Annotated in this window: 25 protein-coding genes and 1 riboswitch; of the genes, 19 read left to right on the forward strand and 6 right to left on the reverse strand. The window is 69.4% G+C overall.

The window, feature by feature from the left end:
* Positions 1-96: 96 nt before the first annotated feature.
* The 4 genes from ACFE65_RS12530 to ACFE65_RS12545 all read left to right on the forward strand — a co-directional run bounded on the left by ACFE65_RS12530 (position 97) and on the right by ACFE65_RS12545 (position 5,648).
* Positions 97-1,419: an Nramp family divalent metal transporter gene (locus ACFE65_RS12530; protein WP_375382696.1), complete on the forward strand. Its 1,323-nt coding sequence runs from the start codon at positions 97-99 to the stop codon at positions 1,417-1,419.
* Between the two features lie 78 nt (positions 1,420-1,497).
* On the forward strand, positions 1,498-3,681 hold the full coding sequence (locus tag ACFE65_RS12535) for a penicillin acylase family protein (protein WP_375382697.1): 2,184 nt from the start codon (positions 1,498-1,500) through the stop codon (positions 3,679-3,681).
* 140 nt (positions 3,682-3,821) lie between these two features.
* Positions 3,822-4,766 (forward strand): isoaspartyl peptidase/L-asparaginase family protein, encoded by a 945-nt coding sequence (locus tag ACFE65_RS12540; RefSeq protein WP_375382698.1) that lies wholly within the window; start codon positions 3,822-3,824, stop codon positions 4,764-4,766.
* Positions 4,767-4,775: 9 nt separating this feature from the next.
* A complete protein-coding gene (locus ACFE65_RS12545; RefSeq protein ID WP_375382699.1) occupies positions 4,776-5,648 on the forward strand; it encodes a S1/P1 nuclease in 873 nt (290 codons plus the stop codon).
* A gap of 10 nt (positions 5,649-5,658) precedes the next feature.
* Here ACFE65_RS12545 and ACFE65_RS12550 read toward each other — a convergent pair whose 3' ends face one another.
* Genes ACFE65_RS12550 through ACFE65_RS12560 form a run of 3 tightly spaced genes read right to left on the reverse strand, consistent with a single transcriptional unit; the run spans position 5,659 to position 7,078 of the window.
* Positions 5,659-5,997: a GNAT family N-acetyltransferase gene (locus tag ACFE65_RS12550; protein ID WP_375382722.1), complete on the reverse strand. Its 339-nt coding sequence runs from the start codon at positions 5,995-5,997 to the stop codon at positions 5,659-5,661.
* Positions 5,934-6,146, reverse strand: coding sequence for a hypothetical protein (locus ACFE65_RS12555; RefSeq protein WP_375382700.1), 213 nt, complete (start codon positions 6,144-6,146; stop codon positions 5,934-5,936). The genes ACFE65_RS12550 and ACFE65_RS12555 overlap by 64 nt, the downstream gene beginning before the upstream one ends.
* Positions 6,147-6,193: 47 nt before the next feature.
* The gene (locus tag ACFE65_RS12560; protein WP_375382701.1) at positions 6,194-7,078 is read right to left on the reverse strand and encodes a hypothetical protein; all 885 of its coding nucleotides are present in this window, start codon (positions 7,076-7,078) and stop codon (positions 6,194-6,196) included.
* 152 nt (positions 7,079-7,230) lie between these two features.
* Here ACFE65_RS12560 and ACFE65_RS12565 point away from each other — a divergent pair, with 152 nt between their 5' ends.
* Positions 7,231-7,719: a TraY domain-containing protein gene (locus ACFE65_RS12565; protein ID WP_375382702.1), complete on the forward strand. Its 489-nt coding sequence runs from the start codon at positions 7,231-7,233 to the stop codon at positions 7,717-7,719.
* A gap of 8 nt (positions 7,720-7,727) precedes the next feature.
* Positions 7,728-8,048, forward strand: a complete 321-nt coding sequence (locus tag ACFE65_RS12570) for a type II toxin-antitoxin system RelE/ParE family toxin (protein WP_375382703.1) — start codon at positions 7,728-7,730, stop codon at positions 8,046-8,048.
* A gap of 850 nt (positions 8,049-8,898) precedes the next feature.
* Here the strand turns inward: ACFE65_RS12570 and thiC are convergent.
* Both thiC and ACFE65_RS12580 read right to left on the reverse strand, forming a co-directional pair.
* Positions 8,899-10,806 (reverse strand): phosphomethylpyrimidine synthase ThiC, encoded by a 1,908-nt coding sequence (gene thiC / locus ACFE65_RS12575; protein WP_375382704.1) that lies wholly within the window; start codon positions 10,804-10,806, stop codon positions 8,899-8,901.
* A 28-nt stretch (positions 10,807-10,834) separates the two neighbouring features.
* Positions 10,835-10,943: riboswitch (TPP riboswitch) on the reverse strand.
* 27 nt (positions 10,944-10,970) lie between these two features.
* Positions 10,971-11,447, reverse strand: a complete 477-nt coding sequence (locus ACFE65_RS12580) for a DUF2569 family protein (protein ID WP_375382705.1) — start codon at positions 11,445-11,447, stop codon at positions 10,971-10,973.
* 206 nt (positions 11,448-11,653) lie between these two features.
* Between ACFE65_RS12580 and ACFE65_RS12585 the strand changes: the two genes are divergently transcribed.
* The 10 genes from ACFE65_RS12585 (at position 11,654) to ACFE65_RS12630 (ending at position 22,529) form a co-directional block, all read left to right on the forward strand.
* Positions 11,654-12,655: an SDR family oxidoreductase gene (locus ACFE65_RS12585; RefSeq protein WP_375382706.1), complete on the forward strand. Its 1,002-nt coding sequence runs from the start codon at positions 11,654-11,656 to the stop codon at positions 12,653-12,655.
* Positions 12,656-12,818: 163 nt separating this feature from the next.
* Positions 12,819-13,580, forward strand: a complete 762-nt coding sequence (locus ACFE65_RS12590) for a Coq4 family protein (RefSeq protein ID WP_375382707.1) — start codon at positions 12,819-12,821, stop codon at positions 13,578-13,580.
* Between the two features lie 202 nt (positions 13,581-13,782).
* Positions 13,783-14,856, forward strand: coding sequence for a DNA replication/repair protein RecF (gene recF / locus ACFE65_RS12595; RefSeq protein ID WP_375382708.1), 1,074 nt, complete (start codon positions 13,783-13,785; stop codon positions 14,854-14,856).
* Positions 14,857-15,075: 219 nt separating this feature from the next.
* Positions 15,076-16,248, forward strand: a complete 1,173-nt coding sequence (locus ACFE65_RS12600; protein WP_375382709.1) for a M42 family metallopeptidase — start codon at positions 15,076-15,078, stop codon at positions 16,246-16,248.
* 98 nt (positions 16,249-16,346) lie between these two features.
* The gene (locus ACFE65_RS12605) at positions 16,347-16,637 is read left to right on the forward strand and encodes a GIY-YIG nuclease family protein (protein ID WP_375382710.1); all 291 of its coding nucleotides are present in this window, start codon (positions 16,347-16,349) and stop codon (positions 16,635-16,637) included.
* Between the two features lie 200 nt (positions 16,638-16,837).
* Entirely contained in the window at positions 16,838-19,366 is a 2,529-nt protein-coding gene (gene gyrB, locus ACFE65_RS12610; protein ID WP_375382711.1) for a DNA topoisomerase (ATP-hydrolyzing) subunit B, read from the forward strand.
* Between the two features lie 387 nt (positions 19,367-19,753).
* Complete coding sequence (locus ACFE65_RS12615) at positions 19,754-19,987, forward strand: hypothetical protein (protein ID WP_375382712.1); 234 nt, start codon at positions 19,754-19,756, stop codon at positions 19,985-19,987.
* 354 nt (positions 19,988-20,341) lie between these two features.
* Positions 20,342-20,665 carry a MerR family transcriptional regulator gene (locus tag ACFE65_RS12620; protein ID WP_375382713.1) on the forward strand — a complete coding sequence of 108 codons (324 nt, stop codon included), beginning with the start codon at positions 20,342-20,344 and terminating at the stop codon, positions 20,663-20,665.
* A 180-nt stretch (positions 20,666-20,845) separates the two neighbouring features.
* Complete coding sequence (locus tag ACFE65_RS12625) at positions 20,846-21,463, forward strand: hypothetical protein (protein WP_375382714.1); 618 nt, start codon at positions 20,846-20,848, stop codon at positions 21,461-21,463.
* Between the two features lie 133 nt (positions 21,464-21,596).
* On the forward strand, positions 21,597-22,529 hold the full coding sequence (locus ACFE65_RS12630; RefSeq protein WP_375382715.1) for a 3'-5' exonuclease: 933 nt from the start codon (positions 21,597-21,599) through the stop codon (positions 22,527-22,529).
* Positions 22,530-22,950: 421 nt separating this feature from the next.
* Here ACFE65_RS12630 and ACFE65_RS12635 read toward each other — a convergent pair whose 3' ends face one another.
* A complete protein-coding gene (locus ACFE65_RS12635) occupies positions 22,951-23,217 on the reverse strand; it encodes a hypothetical protein (protein WP_375382716.1) in 267 nt (88 codons plus the stop codon).
* 172 nt (positions 23,218-23,389) lie between these two features.
* Here ACFE65_RS12635 and ACFE65_RS12640 point away from each other — a divergent pair, with 172 nt between their 5' ends.
* From ACFE65_RS12640 to ACFE65_RS12650, 3 genes are read left to right on the forward strand one after another with little or no spacing between them, the layout of a single operon-like run.
* Positions 23,390-24,193: a hypothetical protein gene (locus tag ACFE65_RS12640; RefSeq protein WP_375382717.1), complete on the forward strand. Its 804-nt coding sequence runs from the start codon at positions 23,390-23,392 to the stop codon at positions 24,191-24,193.
* Entirely contained in the window at positions 24,190-25,005 is an 816-nt protein-coding gene (locus tag ACFE65_RS12645; RefSeq protein WP_375382718.1) for a hypothetical protein, read from the forward strand. Before ACFE65_RS12640 ends, ACFE65_RS12645 begins: the two co-directional genes overlap by 4 nt.
* The gene (locus ACFE65_RS12650) at positions 25,002-25,160 is read left to right on the forward strand and encodes a hypothetical protein (RefSeq protein ID WP_375382719.1); all 159 of its coding nucleotides are present in this window, start codon (positions 25,002-25,004) and stop codon (positions 25,158-25,160) included. Before ACFE65_RS12645 ends, ACFE65_RS12650 begins: the two co-directional genes overlap by 4 nt.
* The last annotated feature ends 47 nt before the right edge of the window (positions 25,161-25,207 follow it).

Raw genomic sequence — 25,207 nt, forward strand, 5'->3', positions numbered from 1 at the left:
TCGAGCGATAACAGCGCAAGGGCGCGGCGTCAGCCTGCGTTGGCCGGCTTCGTTGGGCGGTTGTATCCCCGGCCGTGTTTCCGCAGGACGATCGGTGTGCCTCCCGTAACGCCCGCCCCCGTCGATGCCGCATCGTTTCGCCCGTCGCTGGCGGAAAGCCATCGCTCGGTCGCGGTCGCGGGCGGGTTCTGGCGGCGGCTGGCCGCCTTCTCCGGGCCGGGCTATCTCATCGCGGTCGGCTATATGGACCCGGGCAATTGGGCGACCGACATCGCCGGCGGTTCCGCCTTCGGCTACACGTTGCTGTCGGTCATCCTGGTCTCCAACCTGCTGGCGATCGTGCTGCAGGCGCTGGCCGCACGGCTGGGCATCGCCGCGGGGCTGGACCTCGCGCAGGCGTGCCGGGCGCACTATCCCCGCCCGGTGGCGATCGCGCTGTTCGTGCTGGCGCAGGCCGCGATCGTGGCGTGCGACCTCGCCGAGGTGCTGGGCACCGCGATCGGGCTGCAACTGCTGTTGGGCCTGCCGCTGATCGGCGGCGTGGTGCTGACGGGGCTCGACGTGTTCCTGATCCTGGCGCTCCAGCATCGCGGCTTCCGTCGGCTGGAGGCGTTCGTCGTCGCGCTGATGGCGATCGTCGCGATCTGCTTCGTCTGGGAACTGATCGCGGCCCAGCCCGACATGGCCGGCATCCTCCACGGGCTGGTGCCGAGTCCGGCCATCATCGCAAAACCGGCGATGCTGTACCTCGCGATCGGCATCGTCGGCGCGACGGTGATGCCGCACAATCTGTACCTCCACTCCTCGATCGTGCAGACCCGCTCGTTCGAGCAGATCGACAGGGGGCGGCGCGACGCGATCCGGCTAGCGGCGATCGACAGCACGCTGGCGCTGACGCTCGCGCTGTTCGTCAACGCGGCGATCCTGATCCTGGCGGCTGCGACCTTCCACCGCGCCGGGCGGACCGACATCGCCGAGATATCGGACGCGTACAATCTCCTCACACCGCTGCTCGGCGCAGGCACCGCCAGCGCCGTCTTCGCGATCGCGCTGCTCGCGTCGGGGCAGAACTCGACGGTCACCGGCACGCTCGCCGGCCAGATCGTGGCGGAGGGGTTCCTCGACTGGCGGCTGGCGCCCTGGGTACAGCGGCTGGCGACGCGCGGGCTGGCGATCGTGCCGGCCGTGATCGCGGTCGCGGCGGCAGGTGGCGCAGGCGCGACCCGGTTGCTGGTGCTGAGCCAGGTGGTGCTGAGCCTGCAACTGCCGTTCGCCGTCGTGCCGCTGGTGCAGTTCACCGGCCGCGCAGGCATCATGCGCGGGCTGGAGGCGCCCCGCTGGCTCCAGGCGCTGGCTTGGACCATCGCCGCGCTGCTGATCGCGTTGAACCTGAAGCTGCTCTTCGACTTCGCTTTCTGACGGACGGCGCGGTAGGCAGCCGCCGGTCCGTCGCCAACGACGCTTGCCGCTCGTGGCCAGCGCCGATAGCCTTCCGCCATGAACCGAACCCTCCTCCTCGCCGTCGTTCTCCTCGCCGCGGCGCCAGCGGCCGCGCAGCCCACCGACCAGTCGCGATGGCAGGCTCAGGCGGCGCGGGTCACGATCACGCGCGACGATTGGGGCATCGCCCATGTCCATGGCCGCAGCGACGCCGACGCGGTGTTCGGCGCCATCTATGCGCAGGCGGAGGACGACTTCCCGCGGATCGAGGCCAATTACCTGACCGCGCTCGGCCGCACCGCCGAGGCGGAAGGCGAGGATGCGATCTGGCGCGACCTGCGCGAGCGGCTGTTCATCGATCCCGAGCTGCTCAAGGCAGATTATGCCGCCAGCCCCCCGTGGCTGCGCGAGCTGATGGACGCCTGGGCCGATGGGCTGAACTTCTATCTCGCGCGCCACCCCGACGTGCATCCCCGCGTGCTGACCCGGTTCGAGCCGTGGATGGCGCTGTCGTTCACCGAAGGCAGCATCGGCGGCGACGTCGAGCGGGTGGACCTCGCCAGGCTCGCCGCCTTCTACGGTGGCAAGGCGCCGCAACTCGCGCTGGCGAACGACGAGCGGCTGCGGGGCGAGCCGACGGGGTCCAACGGCATCGCGATAGCGCCCAAGCTGACCCGCGACGGCCACGCGCTGCTGCTCATCAACCCGCACACCTCGTTCTTCTTCCGCTCGGAGCTCGGGATGGAGAGCGACGCCGGGCTCCACGCCTATGGGGCCAGCACCTGGGGGCAGTTCTTTCTCTACCAGGGGTGGAACGAGCATCTGGGCTGGATGCACACGTCGAGCGGCGTCGACACGGTGGACGAGTTCGCCGATGCGATGGTGTCGACCCGCGCCGGGCCGCCGGCCTACCGATATGGCAGGGAGGTGCGCCGGTTCACCGAGCGGCCCATCACGATACGCTATCGCCTGCCCGATGGCGCACTCGCGAGCCGCACCTTCAAGGCGTTCTTCGATCATCGCGGACCCGTCGTGCGAATCGAGGCGAACCGGTACATCACCGTCGAGCTCATGAACCGCCCGATCCCCGCGCTCGAACAGAGCTGGCTGCGCACCCGGACCACGTCGTTCGCCGACTACATGAAGGTCGCCGCGCTCCAGGCCAATTCGTCCAACGACACGCTGCTCGCCTCGAAGGAAGGCACGATCGCCTATCTCCACCCGCAGTTCGTGCCGGTGCGCGACGACCGGCTCGACTGGCGCGCGCCGGTCGACGGCAGCGACCCGGCCGCCGAGTGGCACGGCCTCACCCCGCTCGACAAGCTGCCCCAGGCGGTGAACCCGGCGTCGGGGTGGGTGTACAACAGCAACGACGCCCCTTGGCGCGCGGCCGGGGAGGCGCCGGGGTCGGGCAGCCCACGCCAGGCCGACTTCCCCAGATACATGGACCAGGCGGGCGCCTCCCCGCGCGGCGACCATGCGGTCGGACTGCTCTCCAGGGCGCATGACCTGACTCCGGAGGGCCTGCGCGCCATCGCCTACGATCCCGGCCAGCCCGGCTTCGACCGGCAACTGCCGCGGCTCCTCGCCGCGTTCGACGCCCTGCCGCCCGGCCCGCGCCGCACTGCGCTCGCCGAGCCGGTCGCGATGCTGCGCGGCTGGGACCGGCGCTGGTCCGGCACGTCGGAGCCCACCACGCTCGCCATGTATTGGGGCGAGGCGCTGTGGGCCAAGGCGGCTCCGCTCGCCGGCCCCGCCCGCGTCACGCCCTGGGACTGGATGGCCGACCGCATGACTCCCGCCGATCGCCTCGACGCGCTCGACGCCGCCGTCGCGCGGCTCCGCGCCGACTGGGGCGGCATCCATGTGCCGTGGGGCGAGGTGAACCGTTTCCAGCGCAGCGACGCCGAGATCGTCCAGCGGTTCGACGACACGAAGCCCTCCACCCCCGTCTCCTTCACCTCCGCCAAATGGGGCAGCCTCGCCTCGTTCGGCGCCAAGGCGTATCCGGGCACGAAGCGCTGGTATGGCACCAGCGGCAACAGCTTCGTCGCGGTCGTCGAGTTCGGGCCGCGGGTGACGGCGGTCGCGGTGACCGCCGGTGGGGAGAGCGGGCATCCCGGCTCGCCGCACTTCGCGGACGAAGCGGGCCGCTATGCGAGCGGGGACCTGCGCCGGGTGTATTTCTACGACGACGAACTGCCGGGCCATGTCGAGCGGCGGTATCATCCGGGCGGTTAGCCTGCCCCTGCGTCATCCCGGGCTTGACCCGGGATCCCGCTTCTCGCGCGTCCTCCATGATGAATAGCGGGATCCCGGCTCAAGGCCGGGATGACGAAGAAGGGGGATCGCACCTTCTCAAACAAATTCAAGGACCTTCCATGACCCACTGGACCCTCCTCGTCCACGGCGGCGCCGGTCGCTTCGATCCGGCCACCATGGCCGCCGAGACGGATGCCGCCACCCGCGCCGGCCTGTCCGCCGCGCTGGACGCCGGGAGCGGCATACTCGATGCCGGCGGCCGCGCGCTTGACGCGGTGGAGGCGGCGGTGCGCGTGCTGGAGGACCACCCCGCCTTCAACGCCGGTCGCGGTGCCGCGCTCACCACCGCGGGCGGTGTAGAGCTCGATGCGGCGATCATGGACGGCGCCACCTGCCGGGCCGGCGCGGTCGCGTCCGTCTCCGCCACCCGCCACCCCGTCGCGCTCGCCCGCGCGGTGATGGAGGACAGCCCGCATGTCCTGCTCGTCGGGCCGGGCGCCGACGCGTTTTCGCGCCTGCAGGAATTGGACCAGGTCGGCCCCGACTGGTTCGCGATCCCGGAGCGCCAGGCCCAACTCGCCGAGCTGCTGGCGGGCGACGCCGGCTTCGACACGGCCATGAAATACGGCACCGTCGGCGCGGTGGCGCGCGACCGGGACGGGCACACGGCCGCCGCCACCTCCACCGGCGGGGTGACGGGCAAGCGGCCGGGCCGGGTGGGCGACACGCCGCTGATCGGCGCGGGCACCTATGCCGACGACGCCGGGCTCGCCGTGTCGTGCACCGGCTCGGGCGAGCAGTTCATCCGCGCGGCCGCCGCCGCCGAGGCGAGCGCGCGCGTCCGACTGTTGGGCGAGCCGGTGGCCGTCGCCATCGCGGCGGCGCTCGCGCGGGTGCGCGCGCTGGGCGGCACCGGCGGGATGATCGCACTCGACGCCGCCGGCCGCTCGGCATGGCGCTTCTCGACGCCGGGCATGAACCGTGGCCTCGCCCGGTCGGACGGCACGCGCGCCGTCGCGATCCATGGCGACGAGTTCACTGGACAGGCCGGCGCCGACGACTAGGGGCAGGCGATGCGCCTCCCCTTCCTCGCCGCCGCCCTTGCCATCGGCGGCGCCCTCACCCTCGCCGGTCCCGCCCATGCTTATGGCGCCTATGGTCACGAGACGATCGCCAGCATCGCGATGGCCAACGTCACCCCTCGCACGCGCGCCGCGGTGAAGCGCATCCTGAAAACCTCCGCGCTGCTCGACACGCCGACCTGCCACGCCGCCACGCCGCAGCAGGCGTCGACCTGGGCCGATTGCGTCCGCGCGATCAAGGACGCCGACGGCAAGTCGCCTTGGGGCCATACCGCCGGCTGGCACTATCAGGACGTCGAGGTGTGCGATCCGTTCGAGGCTTCGCTCGAGGCGGCGTGCAAGGACGGCAATTGCGTCTCCGCCCAGATCGAGCGTGACGTGGCGCTGCTCCGCGATCCGGCCACCACCCCGCACGACCGGGTGCAGGCGCTGGTGTTCCTGATCCACTTCGTCGGCGACCTGCACCAGCCGCTCCATGCCGGCGAGAAGCATGACAAGGGCGGCAACGACGTGGCGGCCAGCTATGGCATCTACGCGTCGCGCCGGCTGAACCTCCATTCGGTTTGGGACGGGCAGCTCGCCGAGCGCGCGATCACCAGCGGGCCCGACATGATCCACCGCTACCCCGCTGCCGAGCGCAAGTCCGTCGCCGCCGGCACCGTCCAGGACTGGAGCCGCGAGTCCTGGCAGGTCGCCCGCGACACCATCTACGCCCGGATCGACGGCGGCGATGCCTGCGCGTCGACGCCCGCGCGCCTGGCGCTGGACGAGGCGACGATCGAGGCGTGGGTGCCCGCGGCACGGCTGCAGGTGGAACGCGGCGGGCTACGCCTGGCCAAGGAGCTCGACGCGGCGCTGGGCTGAGGCGGGGTCATCACGCAAGCGGGAAGCGCATCGCCACGTCGCAGCGCGTGTAGGTCGCGCCATATGCGGCCATGATCCCCGCGTCGTGGACGAAGCCGGCGCGTTCGTAGAGGCGGATCGCGGTACGGCACTTGCTGCTGGTCAGCAGGAACAGCGTCTCGATCCCCGGCAACGCCCGCGCGCGCTCGATCAGCGCGGCGAGCAGCAGGCTGCCGGCGCCACTACCCTGCGCCTCGGGGCGCACGCCCATCTTGGTCAGCTCGTACACACCGGGCGCGACCGGCATCAGCGCGCCCGTGCCCAGGATGTCGCCCGCCCCAGTATCGCCATCGTCCGCGACGAACAGGATCGCCCGCCCGGCTCGACGATCGCCTCGCGCGGGTGATCGAGCACATGCTCGTCATGCGCCTCCAGCACGAACATCTCCTCGATCCACGCGGCGTTGATGGCGCGGAAGGCGGGGGCGAGCGCGTCGGTGAAGGGCAGGATCACGGGCATGGCGGCGGCAAATCCAACGAGTAGGTAACAGTAGGTAACACCAAACGCTATCTGCGACGCCGTCGCTTGCCGCCCGGCGGAACCCGGGCGGGCTCCCCCGGCGGCACCCATGTGCCGTTCTTGGCGGCCTCCAGGTCGCGCTCGAACTGCTCGCCGAGCGGCGAGATCGCCGGATCGATGCGGGATGCGAAGTCGCGCTCACAATTATCCCGCGCCACGAGATCGCGATCGCGGCGCCAATGAGGCAGATCGCCGGGCATCATGTCCGCCACCTGCAACGCGCTCGCCATATCGTCGGGCGGCATCAACGTGTGCGGTTCGGGCGGCGGTACCGGATCGATCGCCTTCACCGCCTCCGCGACCGGCTCGATCGCGGGCGGCAGCGCCTCGCCGCGCGCGCGGTCGGCGCGATGCGCGTCGCGATACTGGTCGGGCATGTGCGCGCGCAACAGGAACATCGCCATGCGGTCGTGGTATCGCCTCCGGTGGCCGATGACGTGTCCGTCCTTGTCGAAGATCGCCTCCTCCGTCCCTTCCAGCGCGCGCTCCATGCACACGTCGACCAGCCGGTTCATCCCCTGGTGGATCGCGGCGGTCCAGGCGCGCGCGAACCCGGCCCCTTCCGGCGCGCGCCGCAGCGCATAGGCGCTGCGCGTCGACATGCCGACGTCGCGCGCGGCCTGCGTCACCGATCCCGTGTCGGCGAGCGCGGCGATGAACACCCGCTGCTTCTCCGCGCTCCACCCGCCGGGGTGCGGCTGACGCCGGACGGGTATCCAGTCATAGGCGGCGGGATCGAAGCCGTGCGCGTCGAGTGAGGTCTCCTCCTCCTGCGCGACGAGCGCGGTGGTGGCGGCGGCCTTCTCTGCGCCGGCGGGGTGGGAGGAGGCCAGGTCCGAGCCGGCGGTGGTGGGAGCGGGGATGTCGGTCATGCCGCGGGGCAAACCATGGAAAAGAGGGTGTAGGACAGCACCGGCGCCGGCGTGTTGAACATTTTGCCGGGCGGGTATGGCGGCGGGGCCTCCATCAGCGGGAGGCGGGGGATTGTAGGGACGTTGAAGATAGCAGGGCCACTACTGCGGGCGTGACCTACGCGGGGGCGGCGAATACGATCGCCGAAGGGGTGGCGCAGGACGTCGCGGGGTGGGGTGAGCAGGCCTTTGATCTCGTGCGGCTTGGCCGCTATACGCGTATAGCAAGGAGACGGCCGATGCTGGCGGTGCGACTGGACGAGCAGACCGAACGTCGCCTGGACGCCTTGGCGGCGCGCACGGGACGGACCAAGACCTTCTACGCACGCGAGGCGATCGAGGCGCATCTCGACGATCTGGAGGACTTCTACCTCGCCGAGGAGCGGCTGCGCGCCTTTGGGGATCGTCATGCAACGACAGCCACCGAAGCGATTGGAAGCGCGCCGGGTGACGACGCGGCGCGCGCCGACCTGCTCGAAGCGCTACGCCGGCTGTGGGTACAGGGAGAAGCGAGCGGCGCCACAATCGAGCGCAATTTCGACGCGGCGGACGTAGCGCGACGCGGGGCCGAGCGGCTGGCGGCGATGCGACGCGACGATTGAGGAGGGCGTTGAGGATACGGCGCCTTCCGCGCGCGATCCGCGACGTCGACGACATCTGGCTTCACATCGCCGCCGACGATCCCGCCGCCGCGACGCGGCTGGTCGAGCGGTTGGCGACCGGCGTTGCCCGTCTGTCGGATTTTCCCGAGAGCGGCCCCGCCCGTCCGGAGATCGGCACAGGCGCGCGTAGCTTGGTCGTCGGCGGCTATCTCGTGCTGTACCGGGTGAATGGCGAGTGCGTGGACATCGTCCGCGTCATCCACGGCGCGCGCGAGATCGCGGGATTGCTGGATGGAGCAGACCGGTTGCAGGGCGGCGCACCGCGCTGATGCTGCACATCGGCGGTCTGATGTTCGAGTAGCAGGTGCGATCAGTGCCCTACATCGCCGAGGCGTTGAGCGTGACGTATGCGGGGGGGGCGGCGAACAATATGGCTGAGAGGGGCGCGCAGGGCGCGGCGGAGGTGAGGGGGGAGCTAGCCAATGCTGATCCGGTTTCTGGGAATGCTGGAGGCGCTGCGGGTAGGGTAATTGCTATGTCTCAGGCCCAACGCCAGCGATCAGGAATTACCTAACCCCCATGTATCTATGCATTCTGCTTGACAACTATTTTAAAGAAGCGGACAACAAGGTTGCATTGAGACGACCGGTTCCTCCGCACCTGCGGAGATAGACCGCCCCATGTATCGATGCACAACAACGCAGGAGCGGGTTCCCCGCACCCGCGGGGACATTTTGGTCGCTGCGCAACAAGCTTTCAGCTCGTAGCTGCGACAAAGCGAAATTAGGGCCGCCTTGCCGGGCGACCCTAATCGAAGGCAGGCATCCCACCTCGTGCTATTCTCAAGCAGGCTCGAGTTAGTGGACCTTCGTTATTAAATCAACGCCTAGGTGCCGGGTGTCTGAAGCGGAGGCCGGCATGGCTTGCTACAAGTACGATCAATACGTTCAGAAATCATCAAGTGACGCTTATGATAGCATCTACGGGCCGGGAGCGACTGTGCCCCACTCTGGCATCTATCGCTGTCAGGGATGTGGTCGTGAGATTGCGGCAAACAAACCCAATCCGTTTCCGCCGCAGAATCATCACCAGCATACGTCTGGGCACGCGATCCAATGGCGGTTGGCTGTGTACGCCGACCCAGACGTAAAGTGACTGAAAGCCGGCCTGAGCGTAAGCTCAGGCCGGTTCAATCGATGCGGGCAGGTAAACCTCCCCGCCCTTCTCCCGGAACCTCTCGCTCATCTCCGCCATGCCCTTGAGCGCCGCCGCCTTGCTGGCCGCTGCGGTGTCGGCGGCGTTGAGGCCGGACGCCAGGAACGCGTCCGCCGGCGCGTTCTGCTTCGCCGCGAAGTCCCGAACCTCCTGCGTGATCTTCATCGAACAGAACTTGGGGCCGCACATCGAGCAGAAATGCGCGGTCTTGGCGCCTTCGGCGGGCAGCGTCTGGTCGTGATAGCTTTCCGCCGTGTCGGGATCGAGCGACAGGTTGAACTGGTCGCGCCAGCGGAACTCGAACCGCGCGCGGCTCAGCGCGTCGTCGCGCATCTTGGCGGCGGGGTGTCCCTTGGCGAGATCGGCGGCGTGGGCGGCGAGCTTGTACGTCACCACGCCCACCTTCACGTCGTCGCGGTCGGGCAGGCCCAGATGCTCCTTGGGCGTCACGTAACAGAGCATCGCCGTGCCATACCAGCCGATCATCGCCGCGCCGATGCCGCTGGTGATATGGTCGTAGCCCGGCGCGATGTCGGTGGTGAGCGGCCCGAGCGTGTAGAACGGCGCCTCGCCGCAGACCTGCAGCTGCTTGTCCATGTTCTCCTTGATCTTGTGCATCGGCACGTGGCCCGGGCCCTCGATCATCACCTGGACGTCCTGCGCCCAGGCGCGGTGGGTCAGCTCGCCCAGCGTGTAGAGCTCGGCGAACTGCGCCTCGTCGTTGGCGTCGGCGATGCTGCCGGGCCGCAGGCCGTCGCCGAGGCTGTAGGCGATGTCATACGCCTTCATGATCTCGGTGATCTCGTCGAAGCGTTCGTACAGGAAGCTCTCGCGATGGTGCGACAGGCACCATTTCGCCATGATCGATCCGCCGCGCGACACGATGCCGGTCACGCGCTTGGCGGTCAGCGGGATGTACGGCAGGCGAACGCCGGCGTGGATCGTGAAATAGTCGACGCCCTGCTCCGCCTGCTCGATCAGCGTGTCGCGGAAGATCTCCCACGTCAGGTCCTCGGCGACGCCGCCGACCTTTTCGAGCGCCTGGTAGATCGGCACGGTGCCGATCGGCACGGGCGAGTTGCGGATGATCCATTCGCGCGTGTCGTGGATGTTGCGGCCGGTCGACAGGTCCATGACCGTGTCCGCGCCCCAGCGGATCGACCAGACGAGCTTGTCGACCTCCGCCGCCACGTTGCTGGCGACCGCGCTGTTGCCGATGTTGGCGTTGATCTTGACGAGGAAGTTGCGGCCGATCGCCATCGGTTCGGATTCGGGGTGGTTGATGTTGTTGGGGATGATCGCGCGGCCGCGGGCGACCTCGTCGCGGACGAACTCGGGTGTCACGAAATCGGGGATCGCCGCGCCGAAGCTCTCGCCGTCGCGGACGTGGTCCATCATCTGTTCGCGGCCGAGGTTCTCGCGGGTGGCGACGTACTCCATCTCGGGCGTGATGATGCCGCGGCGGGCATAGTGCATCTGGCTGACGTTGTGGCCGGCTTTGGCACGCAAGGGGCGGCGGATGACGTTCGGGAACGGCTGAACGCCGCCCGAGCGATCCGGGCCGAGCTGGCCGTTATCCTCGGGCTTCAAGTGGCGCGCGTCGTAGCTCTCGACGTCGCCGCGACCCTCGATCCACGGGCGGCGGAGCTGCGGCAGGCCGGCGCCGATGTCGATGAAGGTCGCGGGATCGGTGTAGGGCCCGGACGTGTCGTACACGCGCAGCGGCGGCTCGGAGCACGACGGGTCGAGGCGTATCTCGCGCATCGCGACCAGCACGTCGGGGTTTCCCGGCGCCGGCACGTGGATCTTGGCGGAGCCACGGATCGCGCCGGTGGTGACAACGATTTCGGTACGGGCGGGAAGGTCTGCCATGCGCTTCGCTCCATCTAGTCGGACGGGGGGCGCATAACCGCTCCCTCCCTCCGCCGGTATTACCCGGATCAGGTTCGGCGGGTTCCGGGCCGCGAGCGGACCGATCTCAGCCTCGTGAGGCTCCCCGGGGACTGAGGTGATCGTAGCAGGCTTCGCAGGCTGCGCTAACCGAAAACGTCGGCGAGCGCGTTGTCCGTCGGTGCGTAGGTGTTGGCCACGCGGTCGGAGCGGAGGAGATAGGCGGTCCAGATCGCGGCATAACCAGCGGTGCGGAAGAACGTCGGGCTCAACACCGCACCGACGGCGGCGGTGCCTGAGCCGAACCATGCGCCGACAAGCGTGACGATGGGCAAGGTCAGCACCAGCAGCCATAGCCCAGCTACCACGATCCGTACTGTTCCCGACTGGCGGCGCGCGATCAACCGCCAAGCCAAATAGCCGTACCCTCCGCCACGAAGGATAATGCCGACGGCCGCCGTTCGATAGAAGGCTGAAAAGGTAGCCGTCGACGCGCGCCCGGCGAGGTGAAACAACCCCCAGGAGATCACCACCGCCGCTACCGCGTTCAGCGCCAGCGTCGCCACGAATACCGCCAGCCAGCCGCCCATTCCTACCGGTCCCTGCCGCGCGTAGCGCGCCATATTTGCTTTCCCCCGACCCCCACCCTGCCGTTCGTCTCGAGCGAAGTCGAGAGACAGGAGGAGCGGTGTCTCGACTGCGCTCGACTCGAACGGGGTTGGAACGGGCGCGCCAACGGCATTTGATTGCGGTGCCGCGCTCATGCCCGCAACTCCCCTGCCCGCTCGATCATTTCCGTCCCAGGTCTTTTATCGGCAGGAACAACGACATGGACGAGGTGACACGGCGCACGGTGATGGGCGCAGGCGTGGGAGCCGGGCTGGTGGCGGCGACGCCGGCGCTCGCGACGGGTGCAGGTCAGATGGCTCCCGCGCAGGGGACCGGCGACGCGCAGTTGCAGGACCCGACCACCAAATACCCGCGCCCGCCGTTCCAGCGCCAGTCGCAGCCGTGGCCCGGCCTCGCAGCCAAGATGAACCCCCGCCCCGACCATGGCGAGACGAGCTACAAGGGCTCCGGGCGGCTGCTCGGGCGCAAGGCGTTGGTTACGGGCGGCGACAGCGGCATGGGGCGCGCCGCCGTGATCGCCTTCGCGCGCGAGGGCGCGGACGTCGCGTTCGCGTATCTCCCGGCCGAGGAGCCCGACGCGCGCGAGGTGGTGGCGCTGATCCAGGCGGCGGGGCGCAAGGCGGTGCCGCTGCCCGGCGACCTGCGCGACCCCGACTACATCAAGCGCATGGTGGCGACCGCGGTGCGCGAGCTCGGCGGGCTCGACATCCTGGTCAACAACGCCAGCCGCCAGCAGCAGCGCGCGTCGATGGCCGAGTTGACCGAGGAAGACTTTGACGCGACGATCAAGACCAACATCTACGGCACGTTCCGCGTGACCAAGGCCGCGCTGCCGCATATGCCGCCGGGCTCCGTGATCATCCAGACGACGTCCGAACAGGCGTATGACCCGTCGGAGAATCTGGTCGACTATGCGATGACGAAGGCGGCGATGATGAACTTCACGAAATCGCTCGCCAAACAGCTCGGCCCCAAGGGCATCCGCGTCAACGGCGTCGCGCCCGGCCCAATCTGGACGCCGCTGCAGGTGTCGGGCGGCGCGACGATGGAGAAGCTGGAGCAGTTCGGCAAATCGACGCCGATGGGCCGCCCGGGCCAGCCCGCAGAGCTCGCCGGCATCTATGTGCGGCTGGCGGAGAACGATGGCAGCTATGCGACCGGGCAGGTATACGGCGCGGCTGGCGGGTCGGGCCAGCCGTAGGGATATACTTACGTCATGCCGGACTTGATCCGGGATCCCGCTTCAACGTCACGGTCGAAGAAGCGGGATCCCGGGTCGAGCCCGGGATGACGGAGGACGGGTGGCTCCTTGACTCACCTCCCGGCGCTTCTTACCAACATCAGTGTCAGTAAGGAGCGCCGTCATGGCCACCACCGTCTCGCAACCGTACCGCAAGGACTGGCGGACGGCGTTCGGCGCGCTGCGCAAGCTGCTCGCGAACGGGGACGACACGCACCAGGTGTTCGTCATCATGCGCGCGCTGAACGGGTCGGCGACGCTCAACGGCTATCACCGGCTGCTGAACCGGCCGGGCGGCGGGCGGATCGCCTATCGTCGCCCCGAGCTCGCCGAGATGTTGTCCGATCCTGCGTACGTCGCCTCGTTCGCGCCCGGCAGCGTCGGCGCGGCCTATCGCGACTGGCTGGCCGATACGGGCTATACCGCAGCGGGCCTGGCGGAAATCTCGCTGGGCGGCGTCGACCGGCTGGCCGACGAGCACCCCTATGCCTGGTTCGGCCGCCGCACGCGCGATCTGCACGACACATGGCACGTGCTGACCGGCTACAAGGCGGACGAGACGCTGGGCGAGGCGGCGCTGGTGGGCTTCTCCTACGCGCAGACGGGCGGGCTCGGCTGGGCGTGGATCGCGCTCGGCGCAGCGCTGAAAAGCCGGGGCGTGACGGGCAATTGGCTGTTCGCGCGGGCGGTATGGGAGGGGTGGCGCAACGGCCGTCGGGCGGCGTGGCTGCTGGGCGAGGACTACGACGCGGTGCTGCACGAGCCGCTGGACACGGCCCGCGCGCGGCTCGGCATCCGCGAGCCGGTGGCGTACCGGCGCGCGCAGGCGGCGCTGGGGCCGGCGCTGGCGTCGTACGCGAGCGCGGCGAAGCTGGTGGGGACGTAGGGATAATATAATCCTCCCCCGCCAGGGGGAGGTGGTCGGCGCCGGCCGGACGGAGGGGGCGGATTGGCGGACGCTCGGGCTTCCTCCCCCCCACCAGCTTCGCTGGTCCCCCTCCCCCTGGCGGGGAGGATGGATGGGCACACCAGCTTGTCCGGCTGGATCGGCCGTTCCTCCCGCCTCCATTCCGCTCTACGGGGCCGGCATGATCGCCCGGCTGGTCCTCACCGACGTGCGCAACCACGCCGCGCTCACCCTAGCTCCTGACGTCGGCGGTGGCGCGGGCTTCGTGATCCTCACTGGCGAGAACGGCGCGGGGAAGACGAACGTGCTGGAGGCGGTGTCGCTGCTGGCGCCAGGACGCGGGCTTCGGCGCGCGGCCTTGTCGAGCGTCGCGCGGCAGGGCGGACCCGGCGGCTTCGGGATCGCCGCCACGCTGGTCGACGCGCCGGACGCGATCCCTGTCGAGATCGCCACCGGCACCCGCGCCGACGCGCCCGAGCGGCGGATCGTGCGCGTCAACGGCGCGCCCGCGAGCGCGGCGACGCTCGCCGAGTGGCTGTCCGTGCTGTGGGTGACGCCCGCGATGGACCGGCTGTTCACCGACCCCGCGGCCGCGCGGCGGCAGTTCCTCGACCGGCTGGTGCTGGCGCTGTTCCCCGGCCACGCCGGCCACACCAGCCGCTACGAAAGCGCGATGCGTGAGCGCAACCGGCTGCTCGCCGAGCCCACCGCCGGCGACCCCGCCTGGCTCGCCGCGCTCGAAGCGCAGATGGGCATGCACGGCGCGGGCGTGGCGGCGGCGCGGGCCGAGACGGTGGCGCTGGTGGGCGAGGCATTGGCGGCCGCCCCGCCCGGCCCCTTCGCCCGCGCGCGCATCGCCCGCGACGGGTGGAGCGGCGAGGCCGCCGATCTTGCCGAGGCGCTGGCGAGAGGCCGCTCGCGTGATGCCGCCGCAGGCCGCGCGCTGGTCGGCCCGCACCGCGACGATCTGCTCGTCGACCATGCCGAGAAGGCGCAACCCGCCGCCTTGTGCTCGACCGGCGAGCAGAAGGCGCTGCTGCTCGGGCTGGTGCTGGCGCACGCCGGGCTGGTGACGGAGCGGACCGGTCGGCCGCCGATCCTGCTGCTCGACGAGGTGGCCGCCCACCTCGACCCTCTGCGCCGCGCCGCGCTGTTCGAGCGGTTGCAGGGCCGCGGCCAGGTGTGGATGACCGGCACGGAGGCGGCGCTGTTCGCGGACGCCGGCAGCGCGGCGACGCGGGTGGTGTTGGGGTAGAGGCAGCCATCGTCAGCCGCATCTAATCCTCCCCCGCCAGGGGGAGGGGGACCCAGAAGTGGTGGAGGGGGAGGACTCACAAACATCAGCCAATCCTCCCCCTCCGTCACGCTTTGCGCGACACCTCCCCCTGGCGGGGGAGGATAGATAAGCCCCAACCACTTCCCCGCTTGCACCCCGCCCCGTTTCCCCCATCATGCCCGCAATCCAGGGGGACCCATGCGCCACATCACCACCGTCACGTCACTGATCCTCACCGCCATGCTCGCGACGATCCCCGCCGCCGCGCAGGACCGGCCCGCCGCCCCGCCGCTCGACGCGACCGAGCGGCTGCTCGCAACGCTCGCCGACGCACCCGGGCCATCGGGCTTCGAGGAGGCGGTGCGCGCGATCATGGTGCGCGAGATGAAGCCGAGCGCCGACAGGCTCAGCTACGACGGCGTCGGCTCGGTCATCGCGCAGCAGGGATCGTCCGGGCCCCGCATCATGCTCGACGCGCACATGGACGAATTGGGCGGCGTCGTGCGCCGGGTGACGCCGACAGGCTTCCTGTCGATGCAGATGCTGGGCGGCTGGCTCGACCAGGCGCTGCCCGACCAGCGGTGGATCATCATCGGCAGCAAGGGCCCCGTCGAGGCGGTGACCGGCATCCGCGACGTCCACGTCGTGCCACCCGACGAGCGGACGAAGGTGTTCCCGCGCGAATCGCTGTACCTCGACGTCGGCGCGAAGGACGCGGCCGGCGTCGCCGCGCTCGGGCTGTCGCCGGGCGATCCGGTGGTGCCCGACTCGCCGTTCGTCGCGCTGCCGGGGCGGCGGTATCTCGGCAAGGCGTGGGACGACCGGATCGGCTGCGCGGTGGTGATCGAGGCGCTGCGCCGGCTGCGCGCGTCGGGCCACCCCAACCAGCTGTTCGTCGCCGCGACGGTGCAGGAGGAAGTGGGGCTTCGTGGCGCGCGCACCGCCGCCGACCTCATCAAGCCCGACATCGGCATCGCCATCGAAGGCGGCATCGCCGGCGACAGCCCGGGCCGCAGCCCGGAAGAGACGCAGGCGCGGATCGGCGGCGGGCCGGGGCTGTTCCTGTACGATTCCAGCACGCTGCCCAACCGGCGGCTCGTCGCGCTGACCAAGGACACGGCGCAGGCGGGCGGCATCCCGCTGCAGCTCGACCTGGTACAGGGATACGGCGACGACACCGCCGCGATCCAGGCAACGAACGGCGGCGTGCCGACCGTTAACCTCGTCGTCGCCGCGCGCTACACCCACGCCCACAACGGCATCATCGACCGCGCGGACTTCGATCGGACGGTGGACCTGGTGGTGGCGCTGATCCGCCGGCTGGATGCGGGCGAAGTCGCGCGGCTGCGGAGTTTCGCGCCGGCGGGGTGAGGGGCCGGCGCCTTTCCCCTGCTCCACCGCTGAGCATCCACACCGCCGTCATGCCAGCGAAAGCTGGCATCTCTCGAGGCTAGGCGCACGCTCGATCAATGACACGCGGCGGATGGACCTACATCATGACCAATAAGCCGCGCGGTGTCCTCTATACGGGCGTCACCGCGAATCTGGCGGCGCGCGTCGATCAGCACCGAGCAGGTCGCGGGTCGGCCTTCTGTCGCCGCTACGGTCTAAACCGCCTCGTGCTCGCGGAACCACATGAGACCATCGAGCAGGCCATCGTCCGCGAAAAGCACCTCAAGGCTTGGCGGCGCGAGTGGAAGATCGATCTGATCGAGGCGACTAATCAGAATTGGGAGGACCTGTTTGACCAGATCACATGATGAAAGCGACTGCTCTTCGCTGACGTAAGCCAGACTGCGCCGTCATGCCAGCGCACGCTGGCATCTTCTCGGGCGGCGCGGGCCACCACTAAGAGACCCCGGCGTTCGCTGGGGTGACGGGTAGTTGTTGCCGTTTGATCGGCTTCCACTTCCCGGCCATTTCGCTTCCGTTCCGCCCCTCAAATCCCTATATGTTACAGATGAACGAACCCACGCAGAACGACTACGACGCCTCCTCGATCAAGGTGCTGAAGGGCCTCGACGCCGTGCGCAAGCGGCCGGGGATGTATATCGGCGATACCGACGACGGGTCGGGCCTTCACCACATGGTGTTCGAGGTATCCGACAACGCGATCGACGAGGCGCTGGCGGGGCATTGCGACCGGATCGACATCTCGCTCAACGCCGACGGATCGGTGTCCGTCACCGACAACGGCCGCGGCATCCCGACCGGCATCCATTCGGGCGAGGGCGTGTCGGCGGCCGAGGTCATCATGACCCAGCTCCATGCGGGCGGCAAGTTCGACAACACCAACGACGCCAACGCCTACAAGGTGTCGGGCGGGCTGCACGGCGTCGGCGTGTCGGTGGTCAACGCGCTCAGCGAATGGCTGGACCTGACGATCTGGCGCGACGGCCAGGAGCATTACATGCGCTTCGCGTTCGGCGACGCGGTCGCGCCGCTCAAGGTCGTCGGCACGGCGGAGCCGGGACAGAAGGGCACGCGCGTCACCTTCTTCCCCTCGCCCGCCACGTTCAAGATCACCGAGTTCGATTTCGACAAGCTCGAGCACCGCTATCGCGAGCTGGCGTTCCTCAATTCGGGCGTACGCCTGTTCCTGACCGACGCGCGTCGCCCGGTCGAGGAAACCGGTGAGCATCGCACCGTCGAGCTCTATTACGAGGGCGGGATCGCCGCGTTCGTGCGCTACCTCGATCGCGCCAAGCAACCGCTGTTTCCCGATCCGATCAGCGTGGTTGGCAGCCGCCACGACGTGACGATCGAGGTCGCGCTGGAGTGGAACGACAGTTATTACGAGAACGTCCTCGCCTTCACCAACAACATACCCCAGCGCGACGGCGGCACGCACATCGCGGCGTTCCGCGCGGCGCTGACGCGCACGCTCAACAACTATGCCGAGAAGTCCGGCATGTTGAAGAAGGAGAAGGTGTCGCTGACCGGCGACGACATGCGCGAGGGGCTGACCGCGATCGTCTCGGTGAAACTGCCGGACCCCAAGTTCTCGTCGCAGACCAAGGACAAGCTCGTGTCGTCCGAGGTGCGCCAGCCGCTTGAATCGCTGATGGCGGACAAGATGGCCGAGTGGCTGGAGGAGAACCCCGCCCACGCCCGCAGCATCATCGGCAAGGTGATCGACGCGGCGGCGGCGCGCGAGGCGGCGAAGAAGGCGCGTGAGCTGACCCGGCGCAAGGGCGTGATGGACATCGCGTCGCTGCCCGGCAAGCTCGCCGACTGCCAGGAGCGCGATCCCGCCAAGTCCGAGCTGTTCCTGGTCGAGGGCGACAGCGCGGGCGGATCGGCGAAACAGGGCCGCGACCGGCACTTCCAGGCGATCCTGCCGCTGCGGGGCAAGATCCTCAACGTCGAGCGCGCGCGGTTCGACCGGATGCTCGCCTCGCGCGAGATCGGCACGCTGATCCAGGCGATGGGCACCGGCATCGGCCGCGACGACTTCAAGCTGGAGAAACTGCGCTATCACAAGATCGTCATCATGACGGATGCCGACGTCGACGGCGCGCATATCCGCACGTTGCTGCTGACGTTCTTCTATCGCCAGATGCCCGAGATCATCGCCGCCGGTCACCTCTTCATCGCCCAGCCGCCGCTGTACAAGGCGACGCGCGGGCGGTCGGAAGTGTATCTGAAGGACGATGCCGCGCTCGACGAATATCTGGTTGAGAACGGCGTCGCCGCGACGGTGCTGGAGGCGCCGGGCGGGTCGCGGTCGGGCAACGACCTGCGCGCGCTGGTCGATCACGCGCGGCGGATGCGCACGCTGATGCGCTACGTGCCGCGCCGTTACGATCCGGTCATCATCGAGGGGCTGGCGCTGGGCGGCGTGTTCGCGCCCGATCTCCCGCGCGAGGATCGCTTGTCCCGCATCGTGGAGGCAACGCGGCGGCTGGAGGGCGGCGACACCGGCATCGGCGGCGGCGCACGCTGGTCCGCCGAGCTGACCGACGAGGGCAGCATCCACTTCCGCCGGCTGTGGCGCGGCGTGACGGACCACCATATCGTCGAGGCGGCGTTCCTGGTGTCCGCCGAGGCGCGCAAGATGCACACGCTGGCGGCCGAACAGGCGGAGTCGTTCGCGCAGGCGGGCAAGCTCGTCCCGTCGCGCACCGCGCCGCCGGTGGAGGCGCCGGTCGACGCGGTCGCGACCGACGAAGAGGGGGAGGAGACCATCGCTCAGCCCGTCGGCAAGGGTGAAGTGCTCGTCGCGCGCCCGTCCCAGCTGCTCGACGCGATCCTGGCGTCGGGGCGCAAGGGCCTCGCGATCCAGCGCTACAAGGGGCTGGGCGAGATGAACGCCGAGCAATTGTGGGAAACGACGCTCGACCCGCAGGTCCGCTCGATGCTGCGCGTGACGGTCGACCAGGCGGATCTGGCGGACGAGATCTTCACGCGCCTGATGGGCGACGTGGTCGAGCCCCGGCGCGAGTTCATCCAGGAGAATGCGCTGTCGGTCGCCAACCTCGACGTGTGACCGCGGCGTCTTAACGGACCAGATTAGGCTGCAACCGGACGTGATTGCGGTCAGGCTGGACGCATTAAGGCCGTAACGGGCTTCCGGGTCTCGTCTGCCGAAAGAGCCGGACGATGCCGATAGACACGCTATGACGGTGGACGAGAACGACGATCGGTAGCGTAAGCGAGGCCTGAAGGCCGCCTTGCAGGATGCTTCCGGGCGAGTCATCCTGAGCCGTCGCGCGAGCTGTTCCCTGCTCGCCAGCCTAAGGTTCGCGTCGGCCACGGCGCGAACCGTTTCCAGCTCGGGCGCCCTACCGTCCTTCAGGTCCATCCTGATCTTGATGAACGTCCTTATGCTGGTGAGCACGTCGGCGGCCTGCTCGAGCACCACGCCTCGGTCGCGTTGATCGCGGTGTGCGACGAAGTCGCCGATCTCTCGGACGGTGTGGCGATGGCGCGCGTGGTCGCGCAGCCCCAGGAACAGCCGGTCGACGTCATCGTGCCGGCGCTCGCCCCGCAGCAGCCGCTGCACCCGCAGACGGAGGTCGGCCGCGAGCCGCTCGGAGATCTCAGTAGGTGTCACAGGCGGCATATGGCTAGCGTCCCAGCAGATTGTAAATCTGAGCAGCACTCCTGACCGGATGTCAGGGGATATGCAGATTAAGCCGCCGCAGGTCGTCGTGCCGACAGGTTCGGCACGACGTTTCCGCTCGAGGGTCGAAAGACGTTTAGGGAGCGCGCGCGGAACGGCAGGGACTTCCGCGTGATCAACGGCGCCGGAGACTACGAGGTGCAAAACGTGCCCGAATACGTCAGTCAGGCGGTGGATCGGCCCGCAGGCTTCATCGGGAGTGCCGACCGGAGGCGATCGAGGCGGCCCGTCGTTCGGGCGCTGGGCCGAGGGATGGTCCGCCCCCGCCCCGCTAGGTATTCCTGGCCGCCGGCACCGGCGGAGTCTTCCGATCGGTCGCCGCCCGTCTATAGTGTCGGCATGAACATTGCGCTGGTCGCCGAGCGGAGCGGTCTGAGCCCCCGCATGATCCGGCACTACGAGACCCTGGGTCTCGTGCCGCAGCCGGCGCGGACGGAAGGCAACTACCGCGACTACTCGCAGGAGGATCTCGACCGGCTGATGCTGGTCGCCTCGTCGCGCGCGGCGGGGTTCGGACTCGACGAGATACGCGAGATACTGGAGCTCTGGTCCGGACGGGCGTCCGGACCGTCCTCGGATGCCGTGGCCAGGTGGATCGAGGTGGTCGAGGTCAGGCAGCGTGCGCTCGAGACGGTCAGGGAGATGCTACTGCGGCTGTGCTGACGGTGTCGGACGCGGCGGGGCCCGTCCACGCCTTCTTCGCCCCGGATCGCACCTGTTCCCGATGCGTTCTTGACAAACCTTCACATTGTGTCAATGTTGTCTGCGCCGGACCCGTCCGGTGGACCCATCCCGTGCGGGACGTCGCCGGAAGGCGGCGATGGATTCCACGAGGAGACGATCATGATCGACGAGACCCTGCCCGACGCCCGCGACCTGCCCAAGCTGCTCGACGTCCTGACCGACGTCGTCATGACCCTCGATGCCGCCGGCGCCGACGGCTACTCCGACGTCTACGTCCACGTGTCCGGTTCCCGCGACGGGCGCCACATGGGCGACGTCTCGTTCGAGCACGGCGAGATCTGGATGTCGACCGGCGGGTCCAAGGCTGACGTCTCCACATACCGCCGGGCCGACGACACGACGGGCGGGCGGACCCTGCTCGTGGCGCAGATGATGCACATGGTCTGGCACTGGCGGTGGACCACGGAGGACATGGCTTCGGCGCTGGGCGTCGGGGCGAGGTTTCTCGACCGGTGGATGGACGGGGACGGATCGTCCGAGGGCGCGATGCCCGCGGTCGTCACCCAGCGGGCGCGCCGGTTGCTCGTCGTTGAGCAGCTCCGCCTAATCGCGGGCATCGGGGACGCGGCGGTCGCGGCTTGGTCCGGTGCCGATCGCCGGGCGCTCGGCGGCCGCAGCATCCGCGAGGTACTGTCGACCGACGGCGAGGTCGGCTTCCGCCGCGTGCTGATGCTGATGATGAACGCCGTCGCGGCCGGGTCGCACACCGTCCACTGATCCGCATGGGTGGCCGGGTCGCCCGGGCTTCGGCCGGTGTCGAACCTGCGAGGGCTTCGAACTTCCGCGAAAAGCCTCCCCGTTCGTCGTTCGACAGCCGCCCCGATGATCGCCGCCCACAAGGAAGATGACCATGAACCTTGACGCCCAGGACGATGGCTTTCCGTCGACCGCGCTTCCAACGGCCGTGGCGCTGGCGCTCGAGTTGATCTCGGACGACGATAGCTTCCGGGTGTTGCGCCGGGTGGATCTGCCCGCCACCCGTCTGACCTGGGGACCGACGGAGGGCACCCACGTCGGGGTCTGCCTCGACACCGAGACCACGGGTCTCGACGCGGAAAGGGACGCCATTGTGGAGCTGGCTCTGCGGCGCTTCCGATACGACGACTCGGGCCGCATCGTGGCGCTGGACGCGCCGCATTCGTGGCTCGAGGATCCGGGTCGCCCCATCGATCCCGCCATCACGCGGATCACTGGTCTTTCGAACGCGGACGTAGAGGGGCGCTCGATCGACGCGGAAGCCGCGACCGCGCTGCTGAACTCCGCCTCGCTCGTCGTCTGCCACAACAGCCGCTTCGATCGCGACTTCGTCGAACGCCGCCTTCCGGGCGTGCGCGGACTCCGGTGGTCCTGCTCCATGGACGAGGTCGACTGGGCGGCAAGCGGATTCGAGGGCCGGGCGATGCGCTGGCTGCTGGACCAGACCGGCTGGTTCTACCGTGCGCATCGCGCCGGCGACGACGTCGATGCGCTCCTCCAGCTGCTCCGCCATGACCTTCCGGATGGCACGACGGTCCTTTCCCACGTCGCAGCAGCCGCCTCCCGGGTGGGCTGGCTCGTCCGCGCGGAAGGCGCGCACTACGAGCGCAGGGAGGTCCTGAAGGCACGGGGCTACGCCTGGAACGCGGCACGCAAGGTCTGGCTCAGGGAGATAGCCGATGGCGAGCGTGAGGCCGAGACGGCGTGGCTCGACCGCGAGGTCTACGACTTCCGCCATCGTCCTCGCAATCTCACGCCGAGGATCGATCGCATTGACGCGACCACGAGGTATCGGAAGGCGGACTGAGCCAATTCGCTCCTGCTGCCGGACCCCGAAATGTCGATGATCCTTGCAGTTCACCTATTGATGTATTAGAAGTAACTCTTGGTGACGAACGCCTACGTGCTTCGCCCTTCTTCTCCGTTGAAGCGCTGGACGAACCGTCATGTGGAGGAACAAGGGAAGCGGCGCGGCGCTCAATCCCGTGAGGTTGGCCAAGGCATCGCAGGATGGTCCGGCCTCTTCGGTCGTATCATTCGGCGGCGTCGCCGTGCGCGACGTCTCCGCTATGCTGGTGGCGGTGGCGGTGGTCTATTGGGTGCTGGTGCCAAGCCGCATGGTAGCGCCCGCTGGCTGGACCGGGCTGGAAGGGTCGTGCGGCGAGATCCGGTCACCCGCTGCGAAAACGTCCGGCTCCCTGCACGCGGCGGGCGACCATCCCGCGACGTCAGGGTGCCCGTTGTCCATCAGGCTTGCGCGCGGCGGGGCTCGAGATCGCTCGCTCGGCTGGCTGCCCAGGCAGATCGGCCTCCTCCACGGCGCGCACCGCGCCGTCGACGACGTCGACGCGGTGATCGCGCTGATGGGGCACGGCCGGCGGTCGGGCCGGGCCGCGCTCGCGGAGATGGTCGACACGGCGCGCGGGCCGTCGTGGCGCCTCCGCGCCGACGGCGGCGCCTTCGGCGTCGGGGGTCGGCGGAAGTCGCGCGGCCACCGCTGGGACGCCGAGGCGCGGGAGTGGCGGCTGGCGGCCGACGTCTACGCCGGCGAGGGAAGGCCGAAGACGCTCGCGCCCATCGCCCAGCCGTCACCTGGCACTAGCGCTACGTCTGATCCGGGCCGACGCCCGCCCGAACCGCAACGATCAAAGCGTTCAGGAGAGAAGCATGTCCACGAGCAGGATGAAGAGCAGGTCCGGCGGCGCGGCGAGGGCGAAGCCTGGCACGGCCGTGGTTCCGGTCGCGGCCGTCGACAGCTTGGCGCGCATCCCCAGCGCGGCCGGCGGCGAGGTGGTCCGGGACGACGAAGTCATCATGGTGACGGGCGTGGATTACCTCGCGCACGGCGTCCGGCTGGAGGCCGCGGAGATCTTCTTCGACGCCGGGGTGAGGCCGAAGGCCGACGGTCCGTGGCTGGGCGAGGCCGACAAGGTGGCGTGGCGCGACGCCGCCACGGGCTACGAGTGCATCATCCTGCGCGATACCCGGCGCGGCTTGCTGTGCGGCTACGTCGGCGTGCCCTCGTCCCACCCGCTTTACCGCTTCGAGGACGATGCGATCCCGGCGGACCTCGGCGTCGAGGTCCACGGCGGCGTCACCTACGCGAGGATGTGCCAGGACGGTCCTTCCCCCGAGCGACGCGTGCGCTACGAGGCGCGCCGCATCTGCCACGTCCTGGTCGGCTACCACCCGATCGGTGAGGCGACCGGCTACCGCGTCGAGGATAGCCACGCCTGGTGGTTCGGCTTCGCCTGCGACCACGTCGCGGACATGGTGCCGGGCGATCCCGGCCATGCTCGGCGTGGTGCGGCCCTGGGCGTCGCGCAGGTGTACCGCGACGACGCCTATGTCGTCGGCGAGGTGCGCAACCTCGCGGCGCAGCTGCGTGCGATCGCCGATGGTGAGCTTGCGCCGGCGCGCGTCGGGCCGCCGCTGCCACCGGCCTCGCTCGATCCGAGGCGTCGTTCGTGACGGCCGGGCGATACGAGCGCGTCCCCCCCGACCTGCCGTGGGGCTGGTGGATGCGCGCTGGCCCCGGCGGCCTGGAGGATGGTGAGGGCGGCGTCTGGCCCGACGTCCGCACCGCCTTCTGGGAAGGGCGCCTCGGCATGAGGTCCGGCCACCTCGTGAAGGAGCAGCAGGAGAGGATGCTGCGCGTCCTGACCTCGATCGACATGGGGATGGTCGGTCCCCAGGAGGATAGGCGCGACCTGTTCGGCGGCGACGACGAGTTCTGGCGCTTCTACATGTGCTGGCTGAGCTCGGTCGGTCTGACCGCGCACTCGGCGCACGCCTGGTCCGTGGTGGGGCACATCACCGACGAGGGGCGTGCCGTCGCGGGGATGCTGCGGGCGACCCGCGAGCCGGCGTGGATCGATCTGCCGATGTCCGGCGTGGTCGAGGCGGTTCGCCACGCCGGTCGGGGCGCGGCGGACAATGTGCGCGAGGACGCGCTGCGGGCCTTCGAGCGTGGCATGACGCCGCTGCTCCACGTGTTCGCGCGCGAGCGCGTCGGCCGCGCCCATCTGGTCACGCTCACGAGCATCGATCCGACTGACCGGATGCCGACGAGGCGCATCGCCTGGTCGGCGTCCTTCCTCATGGAGGGCGACCGCGACGACCTGTTCGGCTGGCTGGCCGAGCGCGTCCATCGCTGGGACGACTGGGGTGGGATCGCCCGATCGAAGGGTGCGACCGCGCTGACGGCGCATCTCCTCGCGCTGCTCGTGGTCAGCCCGGTCGGTGCCGTCGGGCGGGGACACGCGACGGATGCGGTGTCTTGAAGGGGCGCCGCCGGCTTGGCGCGCCGACCGCCGCCGACCTGCTCCGGCTGCGCGCCGCGCGCCGCGAGGCGCGGGTGGCGGTCGCCGCGGCGGAGAGGCGCTTCGCGGACGAGCGCACGGCCGCGTTCCGGCGCGAACTGTCCGCCACCTGTTGATTTGCACTGAGAGTTGACCCGGAGTTTTCATCGAGAAATGACCCGGG

The organism is uncultured Sphingomonas sp., from assembly GCF_964237335.1.
Classification (GTDB): Bacteria; Pseudomonadota; Alphaproteobacteria; order Sphingomonadales; family Sphingomonadaceae; genus Sphingomonas.